This is a genomic window from Streptomyces sp. R35 (genome assembly GCF_041053035.1).
Taxonomy (GTDB): Bacteria; Actinomycetota; Actinomycetes; order Streptomycetales; family Streptomycetaceae; genus Streptomyces; species Streptomyces lutosisoli.
Genome location: NZ_CP163440.1, coordinates 5775506 through 5799602 on the forward strand (window position 1 = coordinate 5775506; position 24097 = coordinate 5799602).

Consider the following 24097-nt stretch of genomic DNA (forward strand, 5'->3'; position numbering starts at 1 on the left):
GCCCCGCCCGCAAGCTCTGCCGCATGACAACAACGACCCACGAACTCGCGATCGCAGCCACCGGGCTGCGGAAGTCCTACGGGGACAAGACCGTCCTCGACGGCATCGACATCCAGGTGCCCGCCGGCACGATCTTCTCTCTCCTCGGGCCGAACGGCGCCGGCAAGACCACGGTGGTCAACATCCTGTCGACGCTGATCTCCGCCGACGGCGGACAGGCGCGGATCGCCGGGCACGAGCTCACCGCCGAGGCCCAGGCGGTACGGGCCGCCATCGGTGTCACCGGCCAGTTCTCCGCCGTGGACGGACTGATCACCGGCGAGGAGAACATGCTCCTGATGGCCGACCTGCACCACCTCTCCAAGCCTGAGGGACGGCAGGTCACCGCCGAGCTGCTGGAGCGGTTCGATCTCACCGAGGCCGCGAAGAAGCCCGCCTCCACCTACTCCGGCGGAATGAAGCGCCGCCTCGACATCGCCATGACCCTGGTCGGCAGCCCGCGGATCATCTTCCTCGACGAGCCGACCACCGGCCTCGACCCGCGCTCCCGGCACACCATGTGGCAGATCATCCGCGAGCTGGTCTCCGGCGGTACGACCGTCTTCCTGACCACCCAGTACCTGGACGAGGCCGACCAGCTCGCCGACCGCATCGCGGTGCTCAACGGCGGCAGCATCGTCGCCGAGGGCAGTGCCGAGGAGCTCAAGCGGCTCGTCCCCGGTGGCCATGTGCGGCTGCGCTTCTCCGACCCGGTGGCGTACGAGCAGGCGGCCACCGCCCTGCGCGAGACCACCCGCGACGACGAGTCGCTCACCCTGCAGATCCCCAGCGGCGGAAGCCAGCGCGAACTGCGCGCCATTCTCGACTGGCTGGACGCCGCTGCCATCGAGGCCGACGAGCTGTCCGTGCACACCCCGGACCTGGACGACGTGTTCTTCGCCCTGACCGCAAGCCCCGTCCCCGCCCCCTCCACCAGCAAGGAGACCGTCCGATGAGCACCGCCACCTACGCGTTCCGCGACAACCTCACCATGCTCCGGCGCAACCTCCTGCACGCCCGCCGCTACCCCTCCCTCACCCTGAATCTCCTGCTCACCCCGGTCATCCTGCTGCTGCTGTTCGTGTACGTCTTCGGCAATGTGATGAGCGCCGGCATCACCGGCGGTCACGCGAACCGTGCCGACTATGTCGCCTACATCGTCCCCGGCATCCTTCTCCTGACCGTGGCCATGACCTCGCTCGGCACCGCGGTGGCCGTGTGCACCGACATGACCGAGGGCATCATGGCCCGCTTCCGCACCATGGCGATCTCCCGCGCCTCCGTGCTGATCGGCCACGTGATCGGCAGCGTGCTCCAGACGCTGATGGCTCTGGTGCTGGTCCTGGGCATCGGACTGGCCATCGGCTTCCGGCCCGACGCGACCCCGGTGGAGTGGATCGCGGCGGCCGGGCTGATGGCTCTGATCAGCCTCGCGCTGACCTGGCTCGCGGTCGGCATCGGCCTGATCAGCCCCAACCCCGAGGGCGCCAGCAACATCGGGACGCCGCTGGTGATGCTGCCGTTCCTGTCCAGCGCGTTCGTGCCGGTGGACGCCATGCCGGGCTGGTTCCGCTGGTTCGCCGAGTACCAGCCCTTCACGCCCGTCATCGAGACCCTGCGCGGGCTGCTGCTGGGCAGCGGGATCGGCACCAAGAGCGCGGTGCTGGCCGTCGTCTGGTGCCTGGGGCTGACCGTGCTGGGCTACCTGTGGTCCAAGGCGAAGTTCAACCGTGAGCCGCGGAGTTGAGTTCGTGCAGGGCCGCGGCCCGCAGTTCCTCCCGCCCCAGGGCGGCGTACGTCGACCTCGCGTCGTCGTAGGCCGCCCTGTCGGCGTTCTCGGCGGCCTGCCGGGAGCGGGCCGAGGACAGGGAGGGATACTCCCGTACCGCGGGCATTCGTTCCGCGAGCGCCAGCAGCCGTACGGCACTACGATCGCCCCCGGCCAGCCCGGCGAAGCCGAGCGCCGTCAACACCGTGCCGTAGACCGGCAGTTGAGCCGGAGGGCCGCCGCCCGGGGAGCCGGACAGCATCCCGAGCAGCCGTTCCCGCAGCTGCTCGGCCAGCCCGGACACCGGCTCGAGTCGGCCGTACTGCGCGTGCGCCGACAAAGCGGCCGACTGGATCGTCAGCGACCACGGATCCACGAACGGATCGTCGGCATACTGCAGGACGCCCTCCCGCATCCGCTCCACCGCCTGGCGCCACAGCCCGAGCCCGACCTCGGTCAGCCCGCGGGCCAGCGCGATCTCCGCCCGGGCCGGCAGATCGGTGTTGAAGACCTCGGCGGACTCCGGCTGTTGATCCAGGGCCGCGAGACTCATCCAGTACTCCGCCTCGTCGACGTCCCCGCGCTGCAGACAGGCGAGCACCAGCCCCGAGCGGACACCGATCGTGTCCGACCAGTCGCCGACCTCGTCGAGCGCGCTCAGCGCGGCCCGGAGATGGTCGTACGCCTCCGCGCCGTACCCGAGCTTCAGGCAGAGCTCGCTGATCCGCCCATGGCTGAGCAGCCGCATGGCCGGATTCCCCATGTGCCCCAGCGCGCCGAGCATCCGACGGGCGCACTCCAGCGCGCGCTCCGTCTCGTGCTCGGCTTCCCATACGTAACTGGCGACGCCCGAAGCCATGCCCGCCAGCATGGGCGCGTCGGCGTCGCAGAGTTCCTGCAGCCGCGTGTACTGCGGCGGGTGTATCTCCGGGAAGGCGCACAGCACGATGGCCAGCGCCCGCGCCACTGTGTCCGGCGAGGCGGGCGGCAGTCGGCGCAGCGTGACGAGATGGCGTACGGCGTAGGGGCCGCGGCCCATGAAGAGGCTGGCCGTGCACACCGTCGCCGCGCTGCGGGCCGTCTCGACGTCGTCGGGGTTCTCGGGGCCGGGACGGAAATGGGACAGCGGCCCGGCGGTGTCGTCGGCGAGGGCGGCGAGCCGGGCGTAGTTGGAGCCGGTGGCCCACAGCGAGCCCAGCGCGGCGGTGAGAGCCGCGATGGTGGGCCCGTCGGCGCGGACCATCGCGTACCGCAGGGCCAGGACGAGGTTGTCCTGCTCGGCCCCGATGAGGATCCACGGGCGCTGCGGGCCGCCGCTGAACAGCACGTCGTGGTGTGCCCGCCCGAAGTCCCGGGCCCAGAGCAGGAACCGGCCGGTCACCGTCTCCTCCTCACCGGCCTCGGCGCGCCGGGCGGCACTGAACTCCCGCAGTGTCTCCAGCATGTGGAAGCGCACCCCGGAAGGACTGTCACCCACTTTGATGAGCGATTGACCGGCCAGCTGTTCCAGCAGGGTCAGCGCGTCCGCGCTCTCTCCGAGCACCCACTGGGCCGAGTCCTCGGTGAACCCGCCGGGGAACACGGACAACGCACGCAGCGCCGCCCGCCCATCGGGCTCCAGCAGATTCCAGCTCCACTCGACCACGGCCTGCAGCGTGCGATGCCGCTCGGGCGCGTCGCGGGCGCCGCCGCGCAGCAGCGCGAAACGGTCCCGCAGCCGGCGCGAGATGTCGGCCACGGAGAGCACCCGGACCCGGGCCGCGGCGAGTTCGACGGCCAGGGGCAGCCCGTCCAGGTGACGGCAGATCTCGGCAACCTTGTCGGCGGGCAGTTCCACGCCGGGCCGGGCGGCTCGCGCCCGCTGTTCGAAGAGCTCGACCGACGTCGCCAGCGAAAGCTCCGGCAGGGCGTACACGGACTCCGAGGTCAGCCCCAGCGGAGCCCGGCTGGTGGCCAGGACCCGCAGCTCCTTCGACCGCGACACCAGCGCCTGTACGAGATCCGCCGCGCCGGGGATCACCTGCTCGCAGTTGTCAAGGACCAGCAGGGCGGGTCCGGCGCCCAGCGCGGCGACGATGCCGCTCACCGCATCCCCGCCCCCGCTGAACCGCCCGCCCTCCCCGGCACCGACGGCCGAGGCGACCTCACCGGCGACGTCGTCGTCGGCGAGGACACCGGCCAGGGTGACGAAGTGAACGACGGGCTGCTCGGCCGCCCGGCTCACCGCGTGGGAGAACCGGGTCTTGCCGAGCCCACCGGGACCGACGACCGTGACCACCCGCACCGCGCGCAGCAACTCGCCCACGGCGGTGACATCGGCATCTCGCCCCAGCAGAGGATTCGGCTCGTGCGGCACACCATGCCGGACCGTCGGCGCGTCCGCCCGCACCAACTCCTGGTACACGGACCGGAGTCCGGGCCCCGGATCGGTCCCCAGCTCGTCCCGCAGCCCGCGGCGATAGGCGTCGTAGCGGGTCAGCGCCGCGGCCCGCCCGGCGGTCGCGGCCTCACACCGCAGCAGCTCAGCCAACACCTCCTCGTCGCGCGGCAGTTCGCGGGCCAGCCCGGCCAGCGGCGCCGCCGCCTCCTCCCGCCGCCCCGTCCGGGCGAGCGCGAGCGCCCGGAAGCGGACCAGCGCACGATGCGCACGGCCCCGATCGGCGCGCAGCGCCACCACCGGATCGTGCAGGTTCTCTCCCGCCCCGGCGCCCGTACTCCCGTCCCACAGAGCCAGGCCCGCCTCGGCCTGCGCCAAGGAGCCCGCGTGATCCCCGGCCCTCGCGCGCTCGGCGCTCGCCGCCTCGTGCAGCAGCAGCGCGGAACTGTCGACCTGTGCCTCGTCCAGCGCCAGCCGGTACCCCGTCGGCGTGCTCACGACCAGGTCGGCCCCTATCTGCGCCCTGAGCCGCGACACCAGGACCTGCGCAGCCTTCCCCGGCCGCTCCGGCAGCTCGTCCGGCCACAGACCCTCCACCAGCCGCCCTGTGCTGCAGCCGGTACGCAGATCCTCGGCAAGCAATGCCAACAGCCCGCGCAGCCGGGGGGCGGTGATCTCCCGCCCGCGACAGGCGACTCGGGACAGCAGGGTCAACTCGGTTATCACGCCTGAAGATTAGCCAGTACCGCGCCGGACGCGACGCTTCACTGCCCGCCCTTCACCGGAAACAATGCCATTGCGCGATTATCAACTGCTCAGTAAAAATCAGCGTATCTACTGAAAAGTGAGATTTATGAAATCGCAGATATGTGCACGAATAAGATACGGAATTACGTTCTCCGGGTGGCGCCGACCACGGGCGAGACTCTGGGCCGTGGCGGGCGTGGCGGCCCTCGGATTCCTCATCATGCTGGAGATCGCCGCGCGTCGCTACGGCCTGCCCGGGCCGATTACCAACCAGGTGCAAGAGGTGATATTCGCCCCCAAATCGGGGCCGCTGTTGTACGCCAGTATGGCGTTGATGATGGTGGTGCTCACCTGGCGGCAGCGGTTCATCGCGGCTGGTGCCGCGATCGGTATCGACGTCGTCTTCTCGCTGGTGCGGTGGGCGGTCGACGCCAGGACGACCCACGGCCAGCCCTTCGGAAATGGCGCATTGTGGGTGATTCTGGGCTGTGCGGTCATCGCCGTCACGCGCCGGACCGGCCGGGAACGTGTCCTGCTGCTGAAGGGCGTCGGGCTGGCCCTGCTGCTGGTGGCCGGCCGCAAGACCGGCGACACCTGGCTGCTCGTCACCTCGAAGACCCGCCCGGCGGTGCTCGACCAGTACGTGGCAACCGCCGATCACGCGCTGGGCAACCCGTCGTGGCCGGCGGGCCGGATCGTCGAGGCCACCGGCCCGATCGGCTTCAATTTTCTCGACATCGTCTACGGTCAGCTCGCGGTGGCCGCGGTCGTCGTCGCGCTGTACCAACTGCGCAACGTGGCGGTCGAGCGCCGCTTCCCGCGCCACCATCTGGTGCGCACCTTTCTGGCGATCGGCCTCCTCGGGCCGGCCATCTACATGATCTTCCCGGTGGTCGGACCGGTCTTCGCCTACGGCACCGGCGCCGAGCACTGGGCGGCGGTCAGCCTGTGGGCACAAACGCCGCCCAGCGGGCACTGGGCGGCGGCCGACCTGTGGCCGGAAACACTGCCGCCGATCACTACCCCGCACCACATGCCGTTCGACGAGATCACCCCACGCAACTGCATGCCCAGCCTGCACACGGCGTGGGCTACCGCGATCTTCGTTCATTCCCGCACGGGCCCACGGATTCTGCGATACGCGGGCACGTTCTGGCTGATCGCCACGCTCTGCGCAACGCTGGGATTCGGCTACCACTACGGCGCCGACCTCATTGCCGGCGCGGTGTTCGCGCTCACGATCGAGGGGGCTCTGCGCGCGCACGACCACGGCTGGGACCGATCAGGAATCCAGCTGGTCGCTTACGGTGCAGCGGTCTTCGCCGCGCTCTTGGTGTCCTATCGCTATCTGCCGATGGAGATGGCCAGGCACCAGTGGGTATCTGGACCCCTTCTCATTCTGGCGATGACCTCGGTGATCTACGGCTACGTACGGACCACCAAACTGTGGGAATCGAAGCCCGCACCAGCGCGGCAACCGGAATCGCAGCTCGAACTGGCGTGAAGCGTTGAGAGCGTGAACGATTCCAGCCCGCGAGGACCCCGGAGTTCGGCATCCACCAGTGCGGGTCATGACGTTGCCGGTGCGCCGGGGGTCATCGGCATTGCCCTCGCCGCCGTGCTGGCGGCCGCACTCGCGGAAGGTTCGTGGCAGTGGTTCGCCACCTACATCGGGGTGACGCTTCTCGCGGTGATCTTCTCCTTCTACCTACCGGCTGCCGACGTGGACGCCCGGCCTCCGATCCGAGTACGCGCGGAATCTGACGGCGTATTCGCTGGTCGTCGGCCTGTGCGCATCGATCGCACTGGCCCCCATACTGCAGCGCTGGGCGTGGCTGTTTCCGATGCCGGGCACCCGCGACAGGTGTCCCGCCGTCGCCGACCGCCTGTCCGCCACCACGACCCTGTGGTTGCCGGTCTACGCGGCCGGAGCGGCTGTGGTGGTGGCTCTGGTCGCGTGGTCCGTTGACCGAGCCAGGGTGAGGAACGAGACGGCCGGGCCGGCCGAAGACCTCCTCGGCAGGGCTGACGTCCGCAAGGCACGCCAGGATCCCGTCAGCTCTCCCGCTTGATCCACTCGCCGCCGCCCAGCGGGTAGTCGTAGCCCGGGCGGTCCGCGTCGGCGCTGGTACGGAACGCGGTGCCGTTGTCGTCGATGTGGACGGTGCCACGGCGGCTGCCACTGGACCAGTCCAGGGTGAGGTCCCAGCGGACGTCGTGCGCCTCGGTGTGGGCGTTGACGTAGAAGACCTCCGGGTCGGACTCGCTGACCTTGTACGGGAAGTCGCGCTGGCCGTTCTTGACGGTGACCGTGGGACTGCCGTTGTCGAGGCCGATGTCGAACGACTTGGTGCCGACGCCACCACCGCAGCCGACGCCCATCGAGTAGTCGTTCCAGGCGAGCGGCGCGCCCTTGGTGAGGACGCGTACGTGCAACGCCTCCAGGACGACCGTGTCCTCGCCGGTGCCCTGGACGGTGAGGGCGATCCGCTGTTCGCCCGAGGACACCGCCCCGTACGCGGCGGCCCAGCGCGGGGCGTCCTGCTCGCTCGCCGGCGGGCCGACCTGTTCGGGTTCGCTGTTGACCAGGAAGTGCTGGCTGCACGGGTCGTCGTAGACGTAGGGACGGGTGCCGACAGTGAGCGGGACGGCGTCGGTGGCGCTGTCGCCGGTGGACTGGGCCGCGCCCTGCTTGCCGTCGCCCTTCGAAGTGCCGGATCCGGCCCCCTCGGACTCGGTGGTGGAGGCGGAGGCAGATGCGGACGGCTTGTGTCCCTTCGCGCTCGGGGACGGCACGGCGGACGGCTTCCCGGCGTCCGCCGTGCCGGTGATCACGGCGGTGTCGCCGGCCGCTCGCCGGCCACCCGCGCCGCCGGACGGCAGATTCACGGCGAGCACGACAGCCCCCAGCACGGCGGCCACCGCGACGGAGGCGATCAGCACGGTGCGGCGACGAAGGCGACGACGGGGAGGACGGGGCGGTGCGAGGTCCCGCGGCACGTCGACGACAACCGGCTCACCGTTCTCGCCGTCGCCCCGTCCGTGCGATTCCGTTGAGCCGGGATCGACCGTCTCAAACGTTTCAGCCGAACCAGCCGTATCAGCCGACCCGGCCGACCCGGCCGACCCGGCCGAACCGGCGGCTCCCTGAGTCGAACCCGTCGGCGTGACCTGATCCGCCCTGCGCCCCCGTGCCGCGTCCGCCAGGATCCAGTGCCGGTGCAGCTCCACCAGGTCCTGCGGCGTTGCCCGGCAGACCCTTGCGAGGCGCTCCACCGGTGCGTAGTCGATCGGCACGGCGGTGCCGTTGCAGTAGCGGTGCAGTGTCGACGTGCTCATGTGCAGCCGCTTGGCAAGCGCCCCGTAGCTCAGTCCTGAGCGGTCCTTGAGCTCGCGCAGCAGCCGTGCGAAGGCCTCCGTCTCCTCGGCCCCTGTTGCCGCTGCCACCCGTTCCCCCATCCCCGTGTCCCAGTCACGCGTTCCAGGGCCACTGCATTCTCCCTGGTCAGAGCGCGTTTCGGCGTTCCAGCGTCCCCAACTGCCCGCCGTGCGTGGCGGTTGGGACGGATCACCTCACAAGCTTCGGTCATCCAATCACCACCCCCACCCGAACACCGAAGGGGCACAGCCACATGTCCAACCTCCGCACCTCCCGCACTCGTCTCGTCGGCGCCGCCGCGACCGCCGTTCTCGCCGCGCTCTCCCTGACCGCGTGCAACGACGGAACAGGGGCCCGCGACGAGGGTGCCTCGGCGTCCACCACGACCGCGAACTCCCCTTCCGGCACTGCCACTTCCACTTCCGGTTCCGGCTCCGGATCCAACTCTTCTTCTTCTTCCTCCTCTTCTTCTTCCGCCTCCTCGGACGGCAAGCCCGCCACCGCCACCACCAGGCCGGCCACGGACACCTCTGCGTCGAAGGCCCCCGGCTCCTCCGGCAAGCCGGTCACCTGCGAGGGGTCCAACACCAAGACGGTCGCGGCCCCGTTGAACCGCCCCGTGAACCACATGCTGCTCACGGTGACCAACACCGGCGGCAAGACCTGCTACCTCTACGGCTACCCGGCCATCCGCTTCGGCGAGGCCCAGGCCGTGCCTCCGGTCATCGAGGAGTCGCAGCCGCAGGCAGTCGTCACGCTCGAGCCGGGCGAGTCCGGCTACGCCTCAGTGAGCCTGTCCGCCACCGACGGCAGCGGCTCGAACGGCCACACCGAGAAGTCCCTGACCGTCTACTTCCGCGGCCGCTCCGGAAACGAGAGCGTCGGCGCGGGCGCTCACCCGTCGCTGCCCGCGAAGGGCGTCTACGTCGACGACTCGCTCGAGGTCACGTACTGGCAGCAGTCGATGGACGACGCCGTCAACTGGTGACGCCTGAGCGCGCGCTCGAAGAACAGCAGCCCCTGTACCTCGGCCGTGGCGGCCACCACGAGATCGACGGCTCCGGCGCTGCGGTGCTGTCCGCGCCGGGTGAGGGCCTCCTGGACCTGCCAGGCGCGGTCGTCGACCGGTATCCAGCCGAAATGCAGGCGCATGTCCCGGATGCTCCAGCTCGGTGACGGGGCAGGTGGCGATGTGCCCGGCTGCTGCTGGTCCAGGTCGAAGCTACTCTCTGCTGCTATCGCCCGCAGGCGACGGGCGACGACGGCGCGTGCGGTCGGCGCCCCTGCTTTCCGTGCAGGGGCACGGGATCGCGAAAGTATTTCGTAACCGTCGTCGCGTCCGCGGTCACCCTCACGGCGGCCATGGGCCTTGCCGCGTGCGGGAGTTCGGGACCGTCCGGATCGTCCGCGGGCTCGTCCGCGAAGGGCCTCACGATGTGGGCGCTCAACGACCAGACGATCCTCAAGGAGTCCGTCGACGCCTACAACAAGGACCACCCCGACGAGAAGATCACCCTGCGGCTGTTCGCGAACGACGACTACAAGCAGAAGCTGCGCGTCGCCTTCGGCGCGAACCAGGCCCCGGACATCTTCTTCAGCTGGGGCGGCGGGGCCCTGGACGACTACGTCAAGGCCGGCAAGGTCGACGCGCTGACGGCGGCCGAGGCGAACACGGACCGGTTCACTCCGAGCGTGATGCAGAGCGCCACCTTCGACGGCAAGGTCTACGGCGTGCCCGCCAACGGCCTCGCTCCGGTCGTCCTCTACTACAACAAGAAGGTGCTGGCCGACGCGGGCGTCGAGCCGCCGAAGACGTACGCCGACCTGCTGGCGGCCGTGAAGAAGCTGAAGGGCAAAGGCGTCATGCCGCTCTCCCTCGCCGCGAACTCCAAGTGGCCGACGCTGATGTACCTGGAGTACCTGCTCGACCGCCAGGGCGGCTCCCAGGTGTTCTCGAAGATCGCCTCCGGTGACGCGTCGGCGTGGAAGGACGCATCCGTCCCCTCGCGATGAACCCGCTCGCCACCGCCCTGCTCGGCGACCAGACCCGACACACCGGCCTGGCCCGCAGTGCCTACTACCGCTGGTTCACCGACCCGGCCGAGCGCTTGGTGTACCCCGAGGAGGACCACCCGCGCCACAGCCGCGCCCAGGCAGCCCGCCTGCGGGCCGCGCTCACGGCCGGCAGCGGCGACCCCCGGGCCGCCCTGATCGTCGCCGAACTCCAGGAACGCAGCCCCGAGTTCGCCCACCTGTGGGAACTCCAGGAAGTCGCCCAGCGCTACGCGGACAGCAAGACCATCGTCCACCCCGACCTCGGCCGCATCGACGTGGACGCCCAGGTCCTGTTCACCGAGAACCGCGCTCAGACCCTGGTGGTCATGACCGCCCGCCCCGGCACGGACAGCCAGGGAAAGCTCCAACTGCTCTCCGCCATAGGACACCAGCAGCTCACCCCCTGAGCTCACCCCCTGAAGGACCGCACACCCGGCGCCGCGCCGGCCTGATCGACCGGGCCGCCGTCCGACAGGGCATCACCACCGTCCGGGAGGCCCTCCTCGCCTTCGAGCGGGACGGGATACGGCCTCAGCCGGCGGGTTCGCTTTCGCTCTGCGCAGGTACCAGTGCACGGGGTGTCCGGGGCGCGTCCGCCGTTCTTCCGGAACCCGCGCCCCGAGCGATGCGTCGCCACAGCCGTCCCAGAGCCCGGTAGAAGCGGTCCGGCAGGAACACGGCGTCGGCGATGATCATCGCGCCGGAGAAGAGGGGCAGTCCCATGAGTACCGCGATACCCAGGTGCATGCCCAACAGCATGGTCAGGACCGGGTACTTGAGCCGCCCGAACAGGACGAACGGGAAGGCGACCTGCAACAGCACCGTCATGTAGCAGGCGATGGCGATCAGTAGGTCGTGCTCGTCCGCCATGAGGGAGAGCCCGGGCCAGGGCCGGAACAGGTCGAGGTTCAGGACGTAGTGAAGGGCGGTCCCGTTGCCCCAGGATCCGCCCTGCACCTTGTACAGGCCCGCGGACCCGTAGAGGAAGCAGACCTGGGCCGCGATGACGAACATCCCGCAGTTGTGCAGCACGGCGGCCAGGGTCCGCCGGGAAGCGCGGAGGTGATGCCGGAGCCCACCCGCCATCCGGTCCACCGACGGGCGCGCCGTAGCACCCGCGCATGCTCGAAGCCGGATTCTGCGTGCGTCCAGGGACCAGCGACGGCCGCATGCGGTGAGGACGAGGTAGACGGCCATGAGGAGGATGAGGTTGTCTCCTCCGTCGGTCATGAAGATCGCCCTGCTGTGGAACGACGCGACCACGACCGCGAACAGCACGGACACCGCTCTGGTCCGCCAGCCGAGGGCGAACAGTGCCGACGCGCCGACGGCCAGTACGTAACAGGCATCGAAGTAGGCCCGGTTGTCGGACAGGGTGAGGATGCTGATCCATCCCGTCTGGTCGAACAGTTGCCTCGCCAACTCCGGCGTCCACGGTGATCCCGGACCCCAGATCTCGTCGCGGTGCGGAAACTCGCGCAGCAGGAAGACGAGGTAGACAAGCCCGTATCCGATGCGCAGGACCGCCGCGGCGTACAGGGAGACCGGCCGCTCGGTCAGGACGTCGAAAGCCGCTCGAACACGGTCGAGTACGCGGTGCGGCGCGCCCACCCCCGCCTTCTCGGCGGTACGAGGGGGCGATGCGGGTAGCTGCTCAGTTTCCATGGGAGTCCACCTCCACCTTCCACCAGGGCAGATACCGCGTATCGGCCGCCCTCGGCGCGACTGCGGCCGCGCCCGCGCCGCCGGCCGCGGCGGGCGCGGCGATGGGCACGGTGACCACCCGTAGCTGGATGGCCTCGAAGCTCCCGCCACGGTGGGAGGCGACGCGATCCGACGCGATGTTGGTCAGGTATTGCTGAGTCATCAGCGCCCGCTGCGAGCGCGGCTGGTCGTCGTCGGCGTGGTTTTCGAGGTAGGAACTCCAGGCCCGCCGCAGCATGTTCTGCGCCGTATGACTCGGGAAGGGGTTGTGCTTCACCGCGGAATCATCCACGGCGGTCAGATCGAACCAGCCGCTCACCTGCACGGTTCCGTCCGGTGTGGTGTGCGTGGTCCTCGCTGAAATCTGCCGGTTGACGGACTCCGGATCCGGGGCGAAGAGTCGCCAGTTCTGCTCGAACAGCGGGAAGACCCACGCGTTGACCTGCCGGCTGTACTGCCGGGACAGCGGGTTCGGGGGAGCCACGTGCAGAAACACCAGGAGCACATGGACCAGGGCCGTCGCCAGGCAGAGGAACACGGCAGTATTCGTCACCGCTTGCAGGAAGGCCGGCGGAGGCTGCGATTGTTCCGCGGATCCTTCCGAGGATTGTTGTGCGGATTGTGGCGCCGATTGTTGCGGAAATTCGTCCGCGGATTCGTCCGCGGATTCGTCCGCATCAGTCGATGCAGTGCCATCCAACACGGCCCCACCCGGCCTTTCGATCCCGGCTTCTCTCACTGCTTCTCCTGAGCTTCCGGCGGCGGCACGCGACGGAATCGACAACGATCCGCCGCGTGCCGCCCGTCCCCTCGGGGACGCATGAACGACTCAGTGACGAAGGCTGCCGTAGTCGTCGTCCTTGCCGGGCTTGTCGCCGTACCCGCCGTAACCGCCGTGCTCTTCGGGCTTCCCACCGTGATCGTGGTCACCCGGCTTTTCCGGCTTCCCGTGGTCGTGGTGTTCGGGCTTGCCCGGTTGCTCGGTCCCGCCGGTCACGCCGCCGTTGACGCCGCCCGTGGCGGCGCCCGTGCTCCCGTTCGTCGTAGCGCCCGCGACGAGGCCGCCGAGCGCTCCGCCCGAGGTGCCGCCCGTCGTCAGGACGCCGCCGAGGAGACCACCCACGTCGCCACCGGTTCCGCCACCCGTCGGCACGCCGGCGATGGCGCCGACCGTGGCGCTGCCCGTGCCACCGCCCGTGCTGGTGCCACCGCCCGTGCTGGTGCCACCGCCCGTGCTGGTGCCACCGCTCGTGGTGGTGCCACCGCTCGTGGTGGTGCCACCGCTCGTGGCCCCGGCGACCAAACCGCCGGTGACCAGACCGGCTGTGGTCCCACCACTGCCCCCGGTCGCGCACGGCCCCTGGAAGATCCTGTTGCTGTCCAGCGTCACGGCGCCGTCACCGCGTAGGCCCGCATCGGCCAGCAGTCGGCCGTTGATGGTCGCCCCCGTGGTGGCGGTGATCGAGGTGTCGGCCAGGATGGTGCCCACGAACGTGGAGTTGGTACCGAGCGTGGCCGAGCTGCCGACCTGCCAGTACACATTGCACGGCGAGGCGCCATTGATGAAGCTCACCGTGCTGGCGGATGCCGTCGTCAGCGACGAACCGATCTGGAACACCCAGACGGCGCTGGAGTTCCCCTGGGCGTCCAGGGTCAGTGTGCCGGTGATCGAGGCGGAGCTGTTCGCCCTGTAGAGGCCCGGCGTCAGCGTCTGGCCACCGAACTGATGGGGAGCGTCGTTGTACACCGCGTCCGTCAGAGTCTGTCCGGCGGCCTGGTTGTACGCCGTATTCAAGTCAATCTTGGCTTGGCCGGCGACGGCATCGGCAGAGTGCAGAGTCCCGGGCGCGGTCACAATGCCTGGCCCACCGTCGGACGCCTGGAACCCGGTGATGGCCGTCCCGGGGCTTACGCCGACGTTGAGACCGTTGACCACCGTGGGACCGGTGTTGGTGACCGTGGCGCCGGCCAGTACTCCGAAACTGGCTGCCGTGCCCAGAGGCACAGGGCTGGCAACAGCGTTTGCGCGTGTCGGCGTCATCGCGAGGACGACGGCGGCGATCACCACGGCCGTCACCGCAGCGATCCACACCGACAATGTGCGCCGTGGAGGCGCGTCAAGGATATTCAGCGTCATCGAGGGGCCAACTCCTTTGAGAGGATGATCTTGGAGATTCCCGGCCGCGCAGAATCTGATTCTGCGGCTGGCATATTACGTAGGAAGACGGCCCTGTAATGGCTTCTCCGGGTGGGTTTCGCCGAAATAGAAGAATTCGGTGCGTCATCTGCACAAATGATTAATGGGCTGAATGGCGCTGCTGTTTATCCGGCTCGATGACGGGCGAGCCGCTCACGATTCCCTGGCAGGCCGGTCCAACAGGCGGGCGCCGTCCGGCGGGTCGGGCGGCGGGATGCGGAGGCCGGCGGTCGGCCTCGGCCTTTGCTCGAACGCGGAAAGGTCCGCCTCCGGTCACTCGGCGAACGGGTGCGTCGGCCGACAGGCCCTAGGTCCGCTTTCCGTCGCAGCTCCGGGCCGGGGGTCTGGAGCTGACGAGTTCCTCACAGGTCTCCTCCAGTCTGACGATCATGGCTTCATCAACTCGTCGTCTGTCCGGGCGCCCGTGCCTTCGTGTCCCGGCCGGGAATCGACAAGCGACCACCTCTGCAACCCTCGGCGTGAGTCGTCTCGGGATACCGGCCGCCGGCCTGGCCCTGCTCGTCACGCTCACCGGATGTGGCGGAACGGGGACGGGTGTCAGGACGGCCGACGACGGCCGGCCGGTGACCGTGGGTGCGTACGACGGATCGGCCACCGTGTCCGCCGCTCCCGGCACGACCCAGGCCAGGCCCGGGCAGGCGTCCTCGAACAGCGCCGGCCCCGCGCGGCTGCCGGGCCTGGGGCCCCGGACGCTGGCCGAGATCCCTGGCAACGCACGCCAGGTCGTCCTGGTCACTGGCCGAGGCAAGAACTCCTCGACCTCGCGGGTGGTGCTGTACCGGCGCACCGGCACGGGCTGGGAGCCGGGAGCCACCTGGCCGGCCCACAACGCTCTCAAAGGCTGGACGGACGACCATCACGTCGGCGATCTCCGCTCGCCCATCGGCGTGTTCGCCCTCACCGACGCGGGCGGACTGCTGCCCGACCCCGGCACCAAGCTGCCCTACGACCAAGGGCGCGGATTCACCATCAACGGCACGGGCTTCGAAGGCGAGCCGCTCGCGGGCTCCTTCGACTACGTCGTAGCGATCAACTACAACCACAAGCCCGGAACGACGCCCCTCGACTGGACCCGCCCGCTCGGCGCGGACAAGGGCGGCGGCATCTGGCTGCACGTCGACCACGGCGGGCCCACGCACGCCTGCGTGAGCGTGGCGAAGCAGCACATGAAGGAGCTGCTGCGCACCCTCGACCCCGCCCAGCACCCGGTGATCGTCATGGGCGACGCCGCCTCCCTCGAACGCTGACGGGAGCGGTGGGAGACGAAGAAGAAGAGCGCCCCGGAAACGCCGAGGCGCCCGGTCTCCGGGAAACCCCAGCTGATCTGGCACCCGGCCGAACCGGTGCCCTTGACCGACGCCGGCGTCGAGTTCTCCGAGGGCGGGCTGCCATGCTCACGCTTCGACAGCACCCGCCCCTTCCGACAGTGGTGTGGCGCATGCCACAGGAACCGGGCCGGGGCCGCGGAGAGTAAAAAGTGTGAGCCATACAGAACCAGCGGAATCGTTGCGTGCGCGCATACGGGCAGGGGACCGCGCGGCGTTCGCCGACCTGTACGACCAGAACGCGCGGGCTGTCTACAACCATGCCCTGCGGCTGACCGGCAACTGGTCGGAGGCCGAGGAGGCGATGTCCGAGACCTTCCTCGCCGCTTGGCGCACCCGGGAATCGGTGGAGCCGGAGGGCGGCTCACTCAAGCCGTGGCTGCTCGGCATCGCCACGCACAAGGCGCACAACGCCAACCGCGGCCTGCGCCGGCGGCTCGCCTTCCTGGCGCGCAGCCCCGAACCCCGCCCGGTCGAGGACTTCGCGGACGAGACGGCCGGCCGGATCGACGACGCCCGCCGCCTCGCGGTGGTCCACGACGCCCTGCGTCAACTGCGACGCCAGGACCGGGAGGTGCTCGCGCTGTGTGTGGCGTCCGGGCTGGACTACCAGCAGGCCGCCGAGGCGCTCGGCGTCCCGGTCGGCACCGTGCGGTCGCGGCTCTCGCGCGCCCGGGCGCGACTGGCCCGGCTCAGCTCCGGCCAACTCCGGGGCCTGGAAGCGGAACTGCCGGGCGCCCGCGGAGAGATGGAGAGTGAGGCCGCGTTCGCGGCCCTGTTCCTGCAGGAGGAAACCCGATGAACGCCGACAACCTGCCCCGCGCCGGGTCCGCCCGGAGTGAGACGGAGGAACTGCTGGCATCGGCCGAATGGGACCTCTCGCCGAGCCGTCATCTCCGTTACAAGGAAGCCCTGATGCAGCAGATCGACCGCGACCACACCCCCTCCGCCCAGACGTCCCGGGCACCGCGCCGCCGCCGGCTCCCGCGCCCGGTCCTGGTGTTGCCGGCCGTGTCGATGGCCCTGGCCGGGGCGCTGGTCATCACCTTCTCCGGCGGCGGCCACAGCTCCGCCCCGGCGGCCGGTTCCACCACCGCACCCGCCAAGGCGAACAGCGCCTCCGTCACCCTCGACCGGATCGCCGCCGCGGCCATGGAGACCGACGAGACGCCGGTGAAGGAAGGCCAGTTCGTGTACGTCGAGAGCGTGGCCCGCGAGAACACCGGCACCTTCGACGGCCCCGTGCGGCTCGGCGGCCTGCACACGCGGGAAGTCTGGACGTCGCAGAGCTCCGACCCCGTCGTCAGGACGGGGTGGATGCGCGATACGGGGAAGGACGCCGTGATGCCCGGCGAGGAGATCCCCATCGAGTCCACCGACCCCGTTTCGCCGGGCATCGATCACCCCACGTACAAGTGGCTTGCCTCGCTGCCCACGGACCCCGACGCCCTGCTCAAGTTGCTCTACTCCCGGACCAGGGTGGAGAAGGGTGATTCGAAGGACCAAGCCGTCTTCGGGACGATCGGCGACCTGCTGCGCTCGACGATCATGCCGCCGGAGACCGCCTCCGCGCTCTACAAGGCCGTCGAGAGGATTCCCGGTGTGACCCAGATCCCGGATGCCGTCGACGCCGCCGGCCGGCACGGCATCGGCATCACCCGCGAGGACGCCGGGTCCGCGACCCGGGACGTGTGGATCTTCGACAAGCACTCGTTCGCCTACCTCGGCTCGCGGTCGTACATGACCAAGGACAAGGCCAGGGGCATCACGACCGACACGCTCTACGGCATCGACGCCGTCATGAAGCGTGCGGTCGTCGACCGTCATGGCGAGGAACCCGCCAAGACCGACGGCTGACCCCGGCCGCACAGACGGGGACAGGGGCCTGATCCGCTCGGCGGATCAGGCCCCTGTGCGGTGGGGGCTGGGAATCACTCGTGCACGCGGGAAAGAGATCGTCCCGACGGCCTGAGAAGAACGAGGAAACACGCCAGAAGATGCAAGAACACGGAGATGCCGTACGACGCTTCACACGGACACTCGCCTTGAAGCCCGCGATCGAGTCGCAGCCCGCGATCGAGGACGAACCATACGGACGGGCCCAACCGGGCGACCGGGCTGATGAGTTCGGGGCGGACACCCCCGCTGTGGCGTGCGTGGTGATCTCCCTCGCCCGGGAGCGGAGCGGTCGGCTGCTGAGGGAGGCGCGCAGAACGCAGTTGCTGCCACCGGTGGTCAACCCCTGGGGGACGCTGCACGCCTACGGCGAGCTCCTGACCCGACGACCGCGCCCGCTGGCCGTTCTCGACGTGCCGGACGAGGGAGGTGCGGATGAACTGGGGCAGCGCGTCGGCATTGTGCAGCGGCTGGCCCCGGTGACGGTCCTCGCACCCGAAGGCGTCTGTCCCGCCGCGCTGCTCGAAGCGGGCGCCACCAACGTCCTGCCCCGCAGCATGCCGATCGAGGAACTGGCTGCCCGGCTGATGGCGGACCAGCGGTGGGTCGCCAGGGAGGCGGCGCGCGAGCCCCTGTCGCAGGGCCAGAACCCGATGCCGCCCGGGCCGCTTCCCGAACACGCTTCGCAGAGAGTCCTTCTGGAGCTCGTCCTCGCCGATCCACGACCCTGGTGCTGCCATGATCTGACGCTTCTGCTGGGCCCGGCAGGGCAGCCACTGACCAGGGCCGCCCTCCGTGCGCGTATGCCGAGGCTGGAACCGCACCTCGGCCGCCTCGGCCTGGCCCTGCGCAGGACCGGAGGCTGGGGCCGCTTCTCCTACCTGGTCGTACCCTCGCCCGAGCTGACCCCGGCGTTATGCCACGCGGCCTGAGGCCACACGACGACGAAGGGTTCTGATCGGTTGTGGATGCCTCTCAGGGGGAGGAGGGCTGAGCAGGTAGGTGGAGCCATGAGCCCGCCCCAGTACATCACTCTGGTACATGGACTACGCTTGGTACATGTCCATGAAGCGCACCAATGTCTACGCCGACCCCGAGGACCTGGCGATCATCAAAGAGGCCGCCAAGCGCCGCGGGATAAGCGAGGCCGAGATCATCCGCCAGGGGATCCATCTCGCGGCCATGGCGAACCGGGTCTGGGACGAGCCGCTGTTCTCGCGCACCTTTGAGGGGCCGGGCCGTACGCCGTCCAGGGCCGAGGTCCGTGACGCGGTCACAGACGCCGTTCGACGCGAGGCCGACTCCGACTCCGGACCCGCCGCGTGATCGTCGTCATTGCCGATATGTCCGGACTCCTGGCCGCCCTCGACTCGACTCACCCCGAGCACAGGGGGGCGAATGAGGCGATCATGGCGGCCGGTCTCCTGGTCATGTCGCCACTCCTGCTGGCGGAACTCGATCACGTGGCCACGCGGGAGTTGGGGCGGGAGGCCGCCGTCAGCGCGGTCGACGACCTGCGGCGCTGGATGAGCCGGGGCCGTGTCGTCATGCCGGAGATCACGGAGCACCACTTGGGCGCCGCCCAGTCCGTCCGCGTCCGCTACGGAGCGCTTGACCTGGACCTCGCCGACGCGGTGAACGTGGCGCTCGCCGCCGACTACGACACCGACGCGATCCTCACCCTCGACCGACGGGACTTCCGGGCCGTACGACCGCTGGGCCGTCACAAGGCGTTCCGGGTGCTCCCCGACGACCTCCCGCTCTGACACAAGCTTCTCTGCGGCCAAGTGCCCTCTTTCCGCAGTGGCGCGCCACGCCATCGAGCTCCTGAGCGGGCCGGACGTGCCCCTGCTCAAGGAGTGCGGCAACCCCGAGTGCACCTGCACCTACATCGACTGCTCGCGGGGTATGCGCCGGCAGTGGTGCGGGATGGACTCCTGCGGCAACAAGATCAAGGCGGCCGCGTACCGAGCTCGCAAGAAGACCGCGCCCGCGGCGGCCCACTGAACGGTCCGGGGCGGCGTCCCGGTGGCGTCAGGCCCGTACCGCCTCGCCGGCCGTCCCCTGCAGGTGCTCGATCCCGGTGTCGAGCGCCGCCCTCAGGTGGGACGAGTCGCCCGTGGACATCATGATGGCCACGCCTCCCTGGATGCCCGCCAGCAGCGCGGCGGCCGTCCGGTCCACATCGAGGGCCGGCGACACCAGACCGTTCGTCTGAAGAGTGCGCATCCCGCGGGCGAGCTGCTCCTGCCACTGCCGCATCAGCTCCGTCACGATTGCCCGCGCACCAGGCCGGGACCGCCCGACCTGTAGGAACAGCGACCCCAACGGGCAGTGGTCGCCCTGGAGTTCATACCGCTCCACCACAACATCCCGCCACTGCTGCCAGGACTCCCACGAGTCCAGACGCCCCAGGTGCGGCTGCTGGTCCTCCAGGACGCGGTCCGCCTCGAACCGGGCCACCGCCAGCAGGAGTTCGTCCTTGCCGTCGGGGAAGTAGTGGAAGAGCTGGCTCTTGCTCGTGCCGGTGCGGCTGCGGATGTCGTCGAGCGTCGTGAAGGCGACACCCTGCTCGCGCAGCACCTCGGCTGCCCCCTCGACGATGCGGGCCCGTGTGGCGCGGCCTTTCGCGGTCGGTGCCTCCGGCATCTGACCTCCTCTCCTCCTTCCGTCTCACCGTACCGCCATTCTGGACTTGCTGGTCCATTCTTTGCGGCGCACAGTGGTCAGCACACTGCGAGACAAGGGAGATCGCGTCATGAGTGAACGACTGCGGAACAAGACGGCGCTGGTCACAGGGTCGACCAGCAATATCGGGCAGGCGATCGCCGAAGCGTTCGCTGCCGAGGGCGCCCACGTCATCGTGTCCGGGCGCAATCGGGAACGGGGGGCCCAGGTCGTCGAAGGGATCCGCACGTCCGGTGGCCGGGCCGATTTCCTGATGGCGGACCTCGACGGCAGCGCGGAGGCTTCCCAGGACCTGGCCGACCGGGCCCGTGAGACCTTGGGCGGGCGGATCGACATCCTGGTGAACAATGCCGGCATCTACCCGGCCCCCGGCACGATCGACACCGACGAGAAGACGTTCGACAAGGTCTACGGAGTGAACGTGAAGGCGCCGTTCTTCCTCACCGCTGCCGTCGTCCCGGGCATGACGGAGTCCGGTGGCGGGGCGATCATCAACCTCGGCTCGTGGATCGCGCGCCTGGGCGTTCCTCTCGGCGCGCTCTACAGCTCCACCAAGGGAGCCATGGAGACGCTCACGCGGGCGTGGGCCGCGGAGTTCGGACCGATGGGCGTCCGGGTGAACGCCGTCTCGCCGGGCGTGATCCTGCCCCCGGCCCCGGAAGGCAGCGAGACCCATCCGGGCGAGATCATGATGAAGGGCACCCCGGCCGGGGCCGTCGGCACGCCGGACGCCATCGCGCATGCCGTGGTCTGGCTGGCCAGTGACGAAGCGGCCTTCGTGCACGGAACAGTGGTGGACGTCGACGGGGGCAGGACAGGGGTCGCCGTCATCGCCGTGTAGCGCGCGGACCCTGAGCCTTCCCGTCTCCGCCGCGTGCTTGCCATGGCATCGGCAGCTCACGCGGCCCTCGGATCGGACGGGAAAACAAGCAAGGCCCGGGTCTTTCGTAACGTGCGGCGCTGCTCCGGCGGAGGCTTGGGCTTGGGGGAGCTGTCGGGTCAGGAAGCACATCTCGGCGTGTCCACGGCAGTCGATCGGTGCCGCATCGGGTCGAGGCGAGGATCGCGCAGCCCCGGTCACCGGTTGGCACATCCCCCTTCGCGTCGTTGTCGCCAGTGGCGGTTGGTGTCAGCCACCTTTGTCCGCCGAGGCTTCGCGTCGGTCGCGGCGGGGGTGGTCGGCACCGGCCGGACCAGGACAGTCGTCGTCTCGGCCGGCGAGATCTTCGACGCCCCCGACTCCCTCCGGAGGCGTTCCGGCGGTCGTCGGTGTGGATGTACGTGGTATCGGAGGTGCCGGCGACCGTGATGATGTCGTTGGTCTGGCTGCCGTGTGTGTGCCGTCTGCGGCTGGATGCCGGTTTTGAGACCAGAGTTATCGGTTTCTGGACAGATGCGGTGGCCACTCTTTACAGATGCAGTCGGCACTAATCGAAAATGATCGGAAGCCTGAGGTCCGGATCACTGCTCGGTGCGACTGACCACACCGCTCACGTTCAGGACCTCGTGACATCCCTGCGACCGGCGGCCGGTGGCCGGAGTGCCCGGCTTCGCGCAGGTCACTTCGATGGTCACGGTGTTGTTCGCGGGGATCTTGATGGGGGTGACCCAGTGGTAGTCCTGGTTGCGGAAGGTTTCCAGAGCGATCGTGGTGATCTTGCGGTCGCCGAAGCTGATCGTCATCACCCCTTCATCACCCTGGAAGTTGGCGACGACGATGTCCGTCACACCGAAGACGCTCTTCTCGGGCACCTTGTAGGTACCGGTTTTGGTCTCCCCGCCGGAGCTCTTCAGGTCGATGGTCGCCGAGCTCTGCTGACCGTCGCCGACCGTGGTGCCGTCCCCGGTCGAGGTGCCGTCGCCGCCCGCTCCGGAACCCTGACCCTGACCCTGACCGTCGGGCGAGGCGCTCGCGCCGCCGGAACCGTTGCCGGGTGTCTGCCCGTTGCCGCCCTGCTCTCCTGGGAGCGTGGGGCGCGGCTGGACCGCCTCGTTGGCCGCCTCCTTCGCGGCGCTGCGCACCGCCGGGCGGACCAGCATGAACCAGGCGAGCAGCAGCGCGAGCAGCGCCGCGAGCACGGCGAGCAGCCACTTCGGGAAGACGGAGATCTGGACGAACTCCGCGTCCAGCGGCGGCCGGTCGGGGGTCTCGTCCGGCTGGGTCTCGTCCTGGTCACCGGTCTCGGCGGTGGCCAGGGTGAACGGCCACACCACCGGGGAGCCGAACCACACGGGCTTGCCCGTACGGACCCGCAGCCCGACCTCGACCGACTCGCCGGGCTCCAGCTTCGGCTCGGCCGGGTTGAAGGCGAACGCCAGCTCCTCGCCCGCCTGGCCGGGGGTGAAGCCCACCTGCACCGGGGTGTTGCCCTGGTTGCGCACCGCAAGCTTGTAGCGGCCGCGCAGCCAGCCGCGCCGGCGGCGCGGGGCCAGCTCGGTCTGCAGCTCGTGGAACTCCTCGATGTGCACGGTGGTTTCGGGAACCTGTACCGCATCGGGGTGCTCGGTCGGCAGGACCCGTACGCCCAGGGGCAGCTCACCGGCGCGTATCTCCGGGGAGCGCGGCGGCTCCAGACGGATCGTCACCGTCTCGGAGGTGCCGGGATAGAGGGAGACCCTTGGGGGTTCCACGGTGGCCCAGGAGGCGCAGTCCCCGACGACCTCCAGGCTGTACGCCTCGACGATGTCGCTGTCGTTGCGGACGGTCAGACTGGTCGTGGCGGTGCTGCCGGGGGCCACCGTCACGGCCGGGATGTCGAGGCTGGGCGCACCGGGGCCGTAAGAGGCTGCAGAAGGCGTCACGCCACCACGGTAGGAGCGCGCCCGCGCCGCCACGAGGGATGCGAGGGCAACACGCGGGCAGTGGTGATGCCTTCGAAGCCAAAGTCAACTCCCTTACGCTTGTGAGCGGTTGATGTGGCCCGCCGCCGTGCCCACGCCGTGCCCACTCCGTTTCACGGCGATCGCCGTGCCGCTCCGCGTCCCAGCTCCCCCCCACGCACTCATGAGTCAGGTGGTAACCCCGCCATGTCCTGTTCGGACGAGAACAACCCGGCCATATCCGCCTCAACGGCGGACATGCCCACGTACCGCACCTCCGGCTCCGACCGTCCGGACCGGGTGAGTGTGGCCGTCTACGCCGCCGATCCGGTCCTGCGCGTCGGCGTCGTCCAGCAGTTGCGCCAGCGCCCCGAGATCGACCTGCTCGACGACGCGGACGTGGAGCGGGCCCAGGCGTCGCTGGTGGTCGTGGACCGCGTCGACGACGATGTGGCCGCCCTGCTGCACCGGCTGCGGCACAACACCGAGACCCGCGCGGGTCTCGTGGTCGGCACCCTCGGGTCCGGTGCGCTGCAACGCGTCATCGAGTGCGGCGTCTCGGCGGTGCTGCGGCGCGCCGAGGCCGACCAGGACCGGCTCCTCCACCTGGTCCTGGCGATCGCCAACGGTGAGGGCGTGCTGCCCGGCGACCTGCTCGGCACACTGCTCAGCCACGTGGGCAGCCTCCAGCGCTCGGCGCTCGACCCGCGGGGCCTGTCCCTGTCCACGCTGACCACCCGCGAGGCGGACATGCTGCGCCTGGTGTCGGAGGGCCTGGACACCTCGGAGATCGCCCGCAAGACCGCGTACTCCGAACGGACCGTCAAGAACGTCCTGCACGAGATCATTACCCGGCTGCAACTGCGTAATCGCGCCCACGCGGTGGGGTATGCGCTGCGCAACGGGCTGATTTGACGCCGGAGCGCTCCGCTGGGTGGGCAAGTCGTTCACCGCGGGCCGGTGGGGGCTGGTCGCGCAGTTCCCCGCGCCCCTTCGGGGCGCTGCCCTAAAGCACACCGTGCGCTGCCCCGGGATACGTCCCTGCCGCCCTGCCATGTCGCCTGCGGCCATTGCAGGGTGG

At 69.8% G+C, this 24097-nt stretch carries 21 protein-coding genes and 2 pseudogenes; 15 read left to right on the top strand and 8 right to left on the bottom strand.

Features of this window, described 5'->3' with window-relative positions:
• The first annotated feature begins 23 nt into the window (after positions 1–23).
• Together AB5J50_RS26455 and AB5J50_RS26460 are read left to right on the top strand one after the other, a co-directional pair.
• A complete protein-coding gene (locus AB5J50_RS26455) occupies positions 24–995 on the top strand; it encodes an ATP-binding cassette domain-containing protein (RefSeq protein WP_369260771.1) in 972 nt (323 codons plus the stop codon).
• Positions 992–1786, top strand: a complete 795-nt coding sequence (locus tag AB5J50_RS26460) for an ABC transporter permease (protein ID WP_369260772.1) — start codon at positions 992–994, stop codon at positions 1784–1786. The genes AB5J50_RS26455 and AB5J50_RS26460 overlap by 4 nt, the downstream gene beginning before the upstream one ends.
• On the opposite strand, the gene AB5J50_RS26465 is transcribed toward AB5J50_RS26460, so the two are convergent.
• On the bottom strand, positions 1764–4910 hold the full coding sequence (locus tag AB5J50_RS26465; RefSeq protein ID WP_369260773.1) for a BTAD domain-containing putative transcriptional regulator: 3147 nt from the start codon (positions 4908–4910) through the stop codon (positions 1764–1766). The two genes, AB5J50_RS26460 and AB5J50_RS26465, sit on opposite strands and share 23 nt — an antisense overlap.
• 208 nt (positions 4911–5118) lie before the next feature.
• Here AB5J50_RS26465 and AB5J50_RS26470 point away from each other — a divergent pair, with 208 nt between their 5' ends.
• On the top strand, positions 5119–6435 hold the full coding sequence (locus tag AB5J50_RS26470) for a phosphatase PAP2 family protein (RefSeq protein ID WP_369260774.1): 1317 nt from the start codon (positions 5119–5121) through the stop codon (positions 6433–6435).
• A 551-nt stretch (positions 6436–6986) separates the two neighbouring features.
• On the opposite strand, the gene AB5J50_RS26475 is transcribed toward AB5J50_RS26470, so the two are convergent.
• On the bottom strand, positions 6987–8378 hold the full coding sequence (locus AB5J50_RS26475) for a helix-turn-helix domain-containing protein (protein ID WP_369260775.1): 1392 nt from the start codon (positions 8376–8378) through the stop codon (positions 6987–6989).
• A 185-nt stretch (positions 8379–8563) separates the two neighbouring features.
• On the opposite strand from AB5J50_RS26475, the gene AB5J50_RS26480 reads away from it, so the two are divergent.
• Positions 8564–9298, top strand: coding sequence for a DUF4232 domain-containing protein (locus AB5J50_RS26480; protein WP_369260776.1), 735 nt, complete (start codon positions 8564–8566; stop codon positions 9296–9298).
• Positions 9299–9324: 26 nt separating this feature from the next.
• Here AB5J50_RS26480 and AB5J50_RS26485 read toward each other — a convergent pair.
• Positions 9325–9558, bottom strand: a pseudogene (locus tag AB5J50_RS26485) (VapC toxin family PIN domain ribonuclease); the annotation flags it as partial.
• A gap of 114 nt (positions 9559–9672) precedes the next feature.
• Between AB5J50_RS26485 and AB5J50_RS26490 the strand changes: the two are divergent.
• Both AB5J50_RS26490 and AB5J50_RS26495 read left to right on the top strand, forming a co-directional pair.
• Entirely contained in the window at positions 9673–10323 is a 651-nt protein-coding gene (locus AB5J50_RS26490; RefSeq protein ID WP_369260777.1) for an ABC transporter substrate-binding protein, read from the top strand.
• Positions 10293–10772: a hypothetical protein gene (locus tag AB5J50_RS26495; protein ID WP_369260778.1), complete on the top strand. Its 480-nt coding sequence runs from the start codon at positions 10293–10295 to the stop codon at positions 10770–10772. The genes AB5J50_RS26490 and AB5J50_RS26495 overlap by 31 nt, the downstream gene beginning before the upstream one ends.
• 124 nt (positions 10773–10896) lie before the next feature.
• On the opposite strand, the gene AB5J50_RS26500 is transcribed toward AB5J50_RS26495, so the two are convergent.
• The 3 genes from AB5J50_RS26500 to AB5J50_RS26510 all read right to left on the bottom strand — a co-directional run bounded on the left by AB5J50_RS26500 (position 10897) and on the right by AB5J50_RS26510 (position 14206).
• The gene (locus AB5J50_RS26500; RefSeq protein ID WP_369260779.1) at positions 10897–12030 is read right to left on the bottom strand and encodes an HTTM domain-containing protein; all 1134 of its coding nucleotides are present in this window, start codon (positions 12028–12030) and stop codon (positions 10897–10899) included.
• Complete coding sequence (locus tag AB5J50_RS26505) at positions 12020–12631, bottom strand: DUF5819 family protein (RefSeq protein WP_369265518.1); 612 nt, start codon at positions 12629–12631, stop codon at positions 12020–12022. Before AB5J50_RS26505 ends, AB5J50_RS26500 begins: the two co-directional genes overlap by 11 nt.
• Positions 12632–12898: 267 nt before the next feature.
• Entirely contained in the window at positions 12899–14206 is a 1308-nt protein-coding gene (locus AB5J50_RS26510) for an ice-binding family protein (protein WP_369260780.1), read from the bottom strand.
• Between the two features lie 539 nt (positions 14207–14745).
• On the opposite strand from AB5J50_RS26510, the gene AB5J50_RS26515 reads away from it, so the two are divergent.
• From AB5J50_RS26515 to AB5J50_RS26545, 7 genes and pseudogenes are all read left to right on the top strand, one after another.
• Positions 14746–15534: a L,D-transpeptidase family protein gene (locus AB5J50_RS26515; RefSeq protein WP_369260781.1), complete on the top strand. Its 789-nt coding sequence runs from the start codon at positions 14746–14748 to the stop codon at positions 15532–15534.
• 259 nt (positions 15535–15793) lie between these two features.
• A complete protein-coding gene (locus AB5J50_RS26520; RefSeq protein WP_369260782.1) occupies positions 15794–16414 on the top strand; it encodes an RNA polymerase sigma factor in 621 nt (206 codons plus the stop codon).
• Positions 16411–17469, top strand: a complete 1059-nt coding sequence (locus AB5J50_RS26525; RefSeq protein WP_369260783.1) for a CU044_5270 family protein — start codon at positions 16411–16413, stop codon at positions 17467–17469. The genes AB5J50_RS26520 and AB5J50_RS26525 overlap by 4 nt, the downstream gene beginning before the upstream one ends.
• Positions 17470–17609: 140 nt before the next feature.
• Positions 17610–18440 carry a hypothetical protein gene (locus tag AB5J50_RS26530; protein WP_369260784.1) on the top strand — a complete coding sequence of 277 codons (831 nt, stop codon included), beginning with the start codon at positions 17610–17612 and terminating at the stop codon, positions 18438–18440.
• Between the two features lie 127 nt (positions 18441–18567).
• Positions 18568–18834: a CopG family transcriptional regulator gene (locus AB5J50_RS26535; RefSeq protein ID WP_369260785.1), complete on the top strand. Its 267-nt coding sequence runs from the start codon at positions 18568–18570 to the stop codon at positions 18832–18834.
• Entirely contained in the window at positions 18831–19274 is a 444-nt protein-coding gene (locus AB5J50_RS26540) for a PIN domain-containing protein (RefSeq protein ID WP_369260786.1), read from the top strand. The genes AB5J50_RS26535 and AB5J50_RS26540 overlap by 4 nt, the downstream gene beginning before the upstream one ends.
• 28 nt (positions 19275–19302) lie before the next feature.
• A pseudogene (locus AB5J50_RS26545) lies at positions 19303–19515 on the top strand (CGNR zinc finger domain-containing protein); the annotation flags it as partial.
• 27 nt (positions 19516–19542) lie between these two features.
• Here AB5J50_RS26545 and AB5J50_RS26550 read toward each other — a convergent pair.
• Entirely contained in the window at positions 19543–20157 is a 615-nt protein-coding gene (locus AB5J50_RS26550; RefSeq protein WP_369260787.1) for a TetR/AcrR family transcriptional regulator, read from the bottom strand.
• A gap of 109 nt (positions 20158–20266) precedes the next feature.
• On the opposite strand from AB5J50_RS26550, the gene AB5J50_RS26555 reads away from it, so the two are divergent.
• Positions 20267–21037 carry an SDR family NAD(P)-dependent oxidoreductase gene (locus AB5J50_RS26555; RefSeq protein WP_369260788.1) on the top strand — a complete coding sequence of 257 codons (771 nt, stop codon included), beginning with the start codon at positions 20267–20269 and terminating at the stop codon, positions 21035–21037.
• A gap of 620 nt (positions 21038–21657) precedes the next feature.
• On the opposite strand, the gene AB5J50_RS26560 is transcribed toward AB5J50_RS26555, so the two are convergent.
• Positions 21658–22998, bottom strand: coding sequence for a hydrolytic protein (locus AB5J50_RS26560; RefSeq protein ID WP_369260789.1), 1341 nt, complete (start codon positions 22996–22998; stop codon positions 21658–21660).
• A gap of 276 nt (positions 22999–23274) precedes the next feature.
• On the opposite strand from AB5J50_RS26560, the gene AB5J50_RS26565 reads away from it, so the two are divergent.
• The gene (locus tag AB5J50_RS26565) at positions 23275–23931 is read left to right on the top strand and encodes a LuxR C-terminal-related transcriptional regulator (protein WP_330310208.1); all 657 of its coding nucleotides are present in this window, start codon (positions 23275–23277) and stop codon (positions 23929–23931) included.
• The last annotated feature ends 166 nt before the right edge of the window (positions 23932–24097 follow it).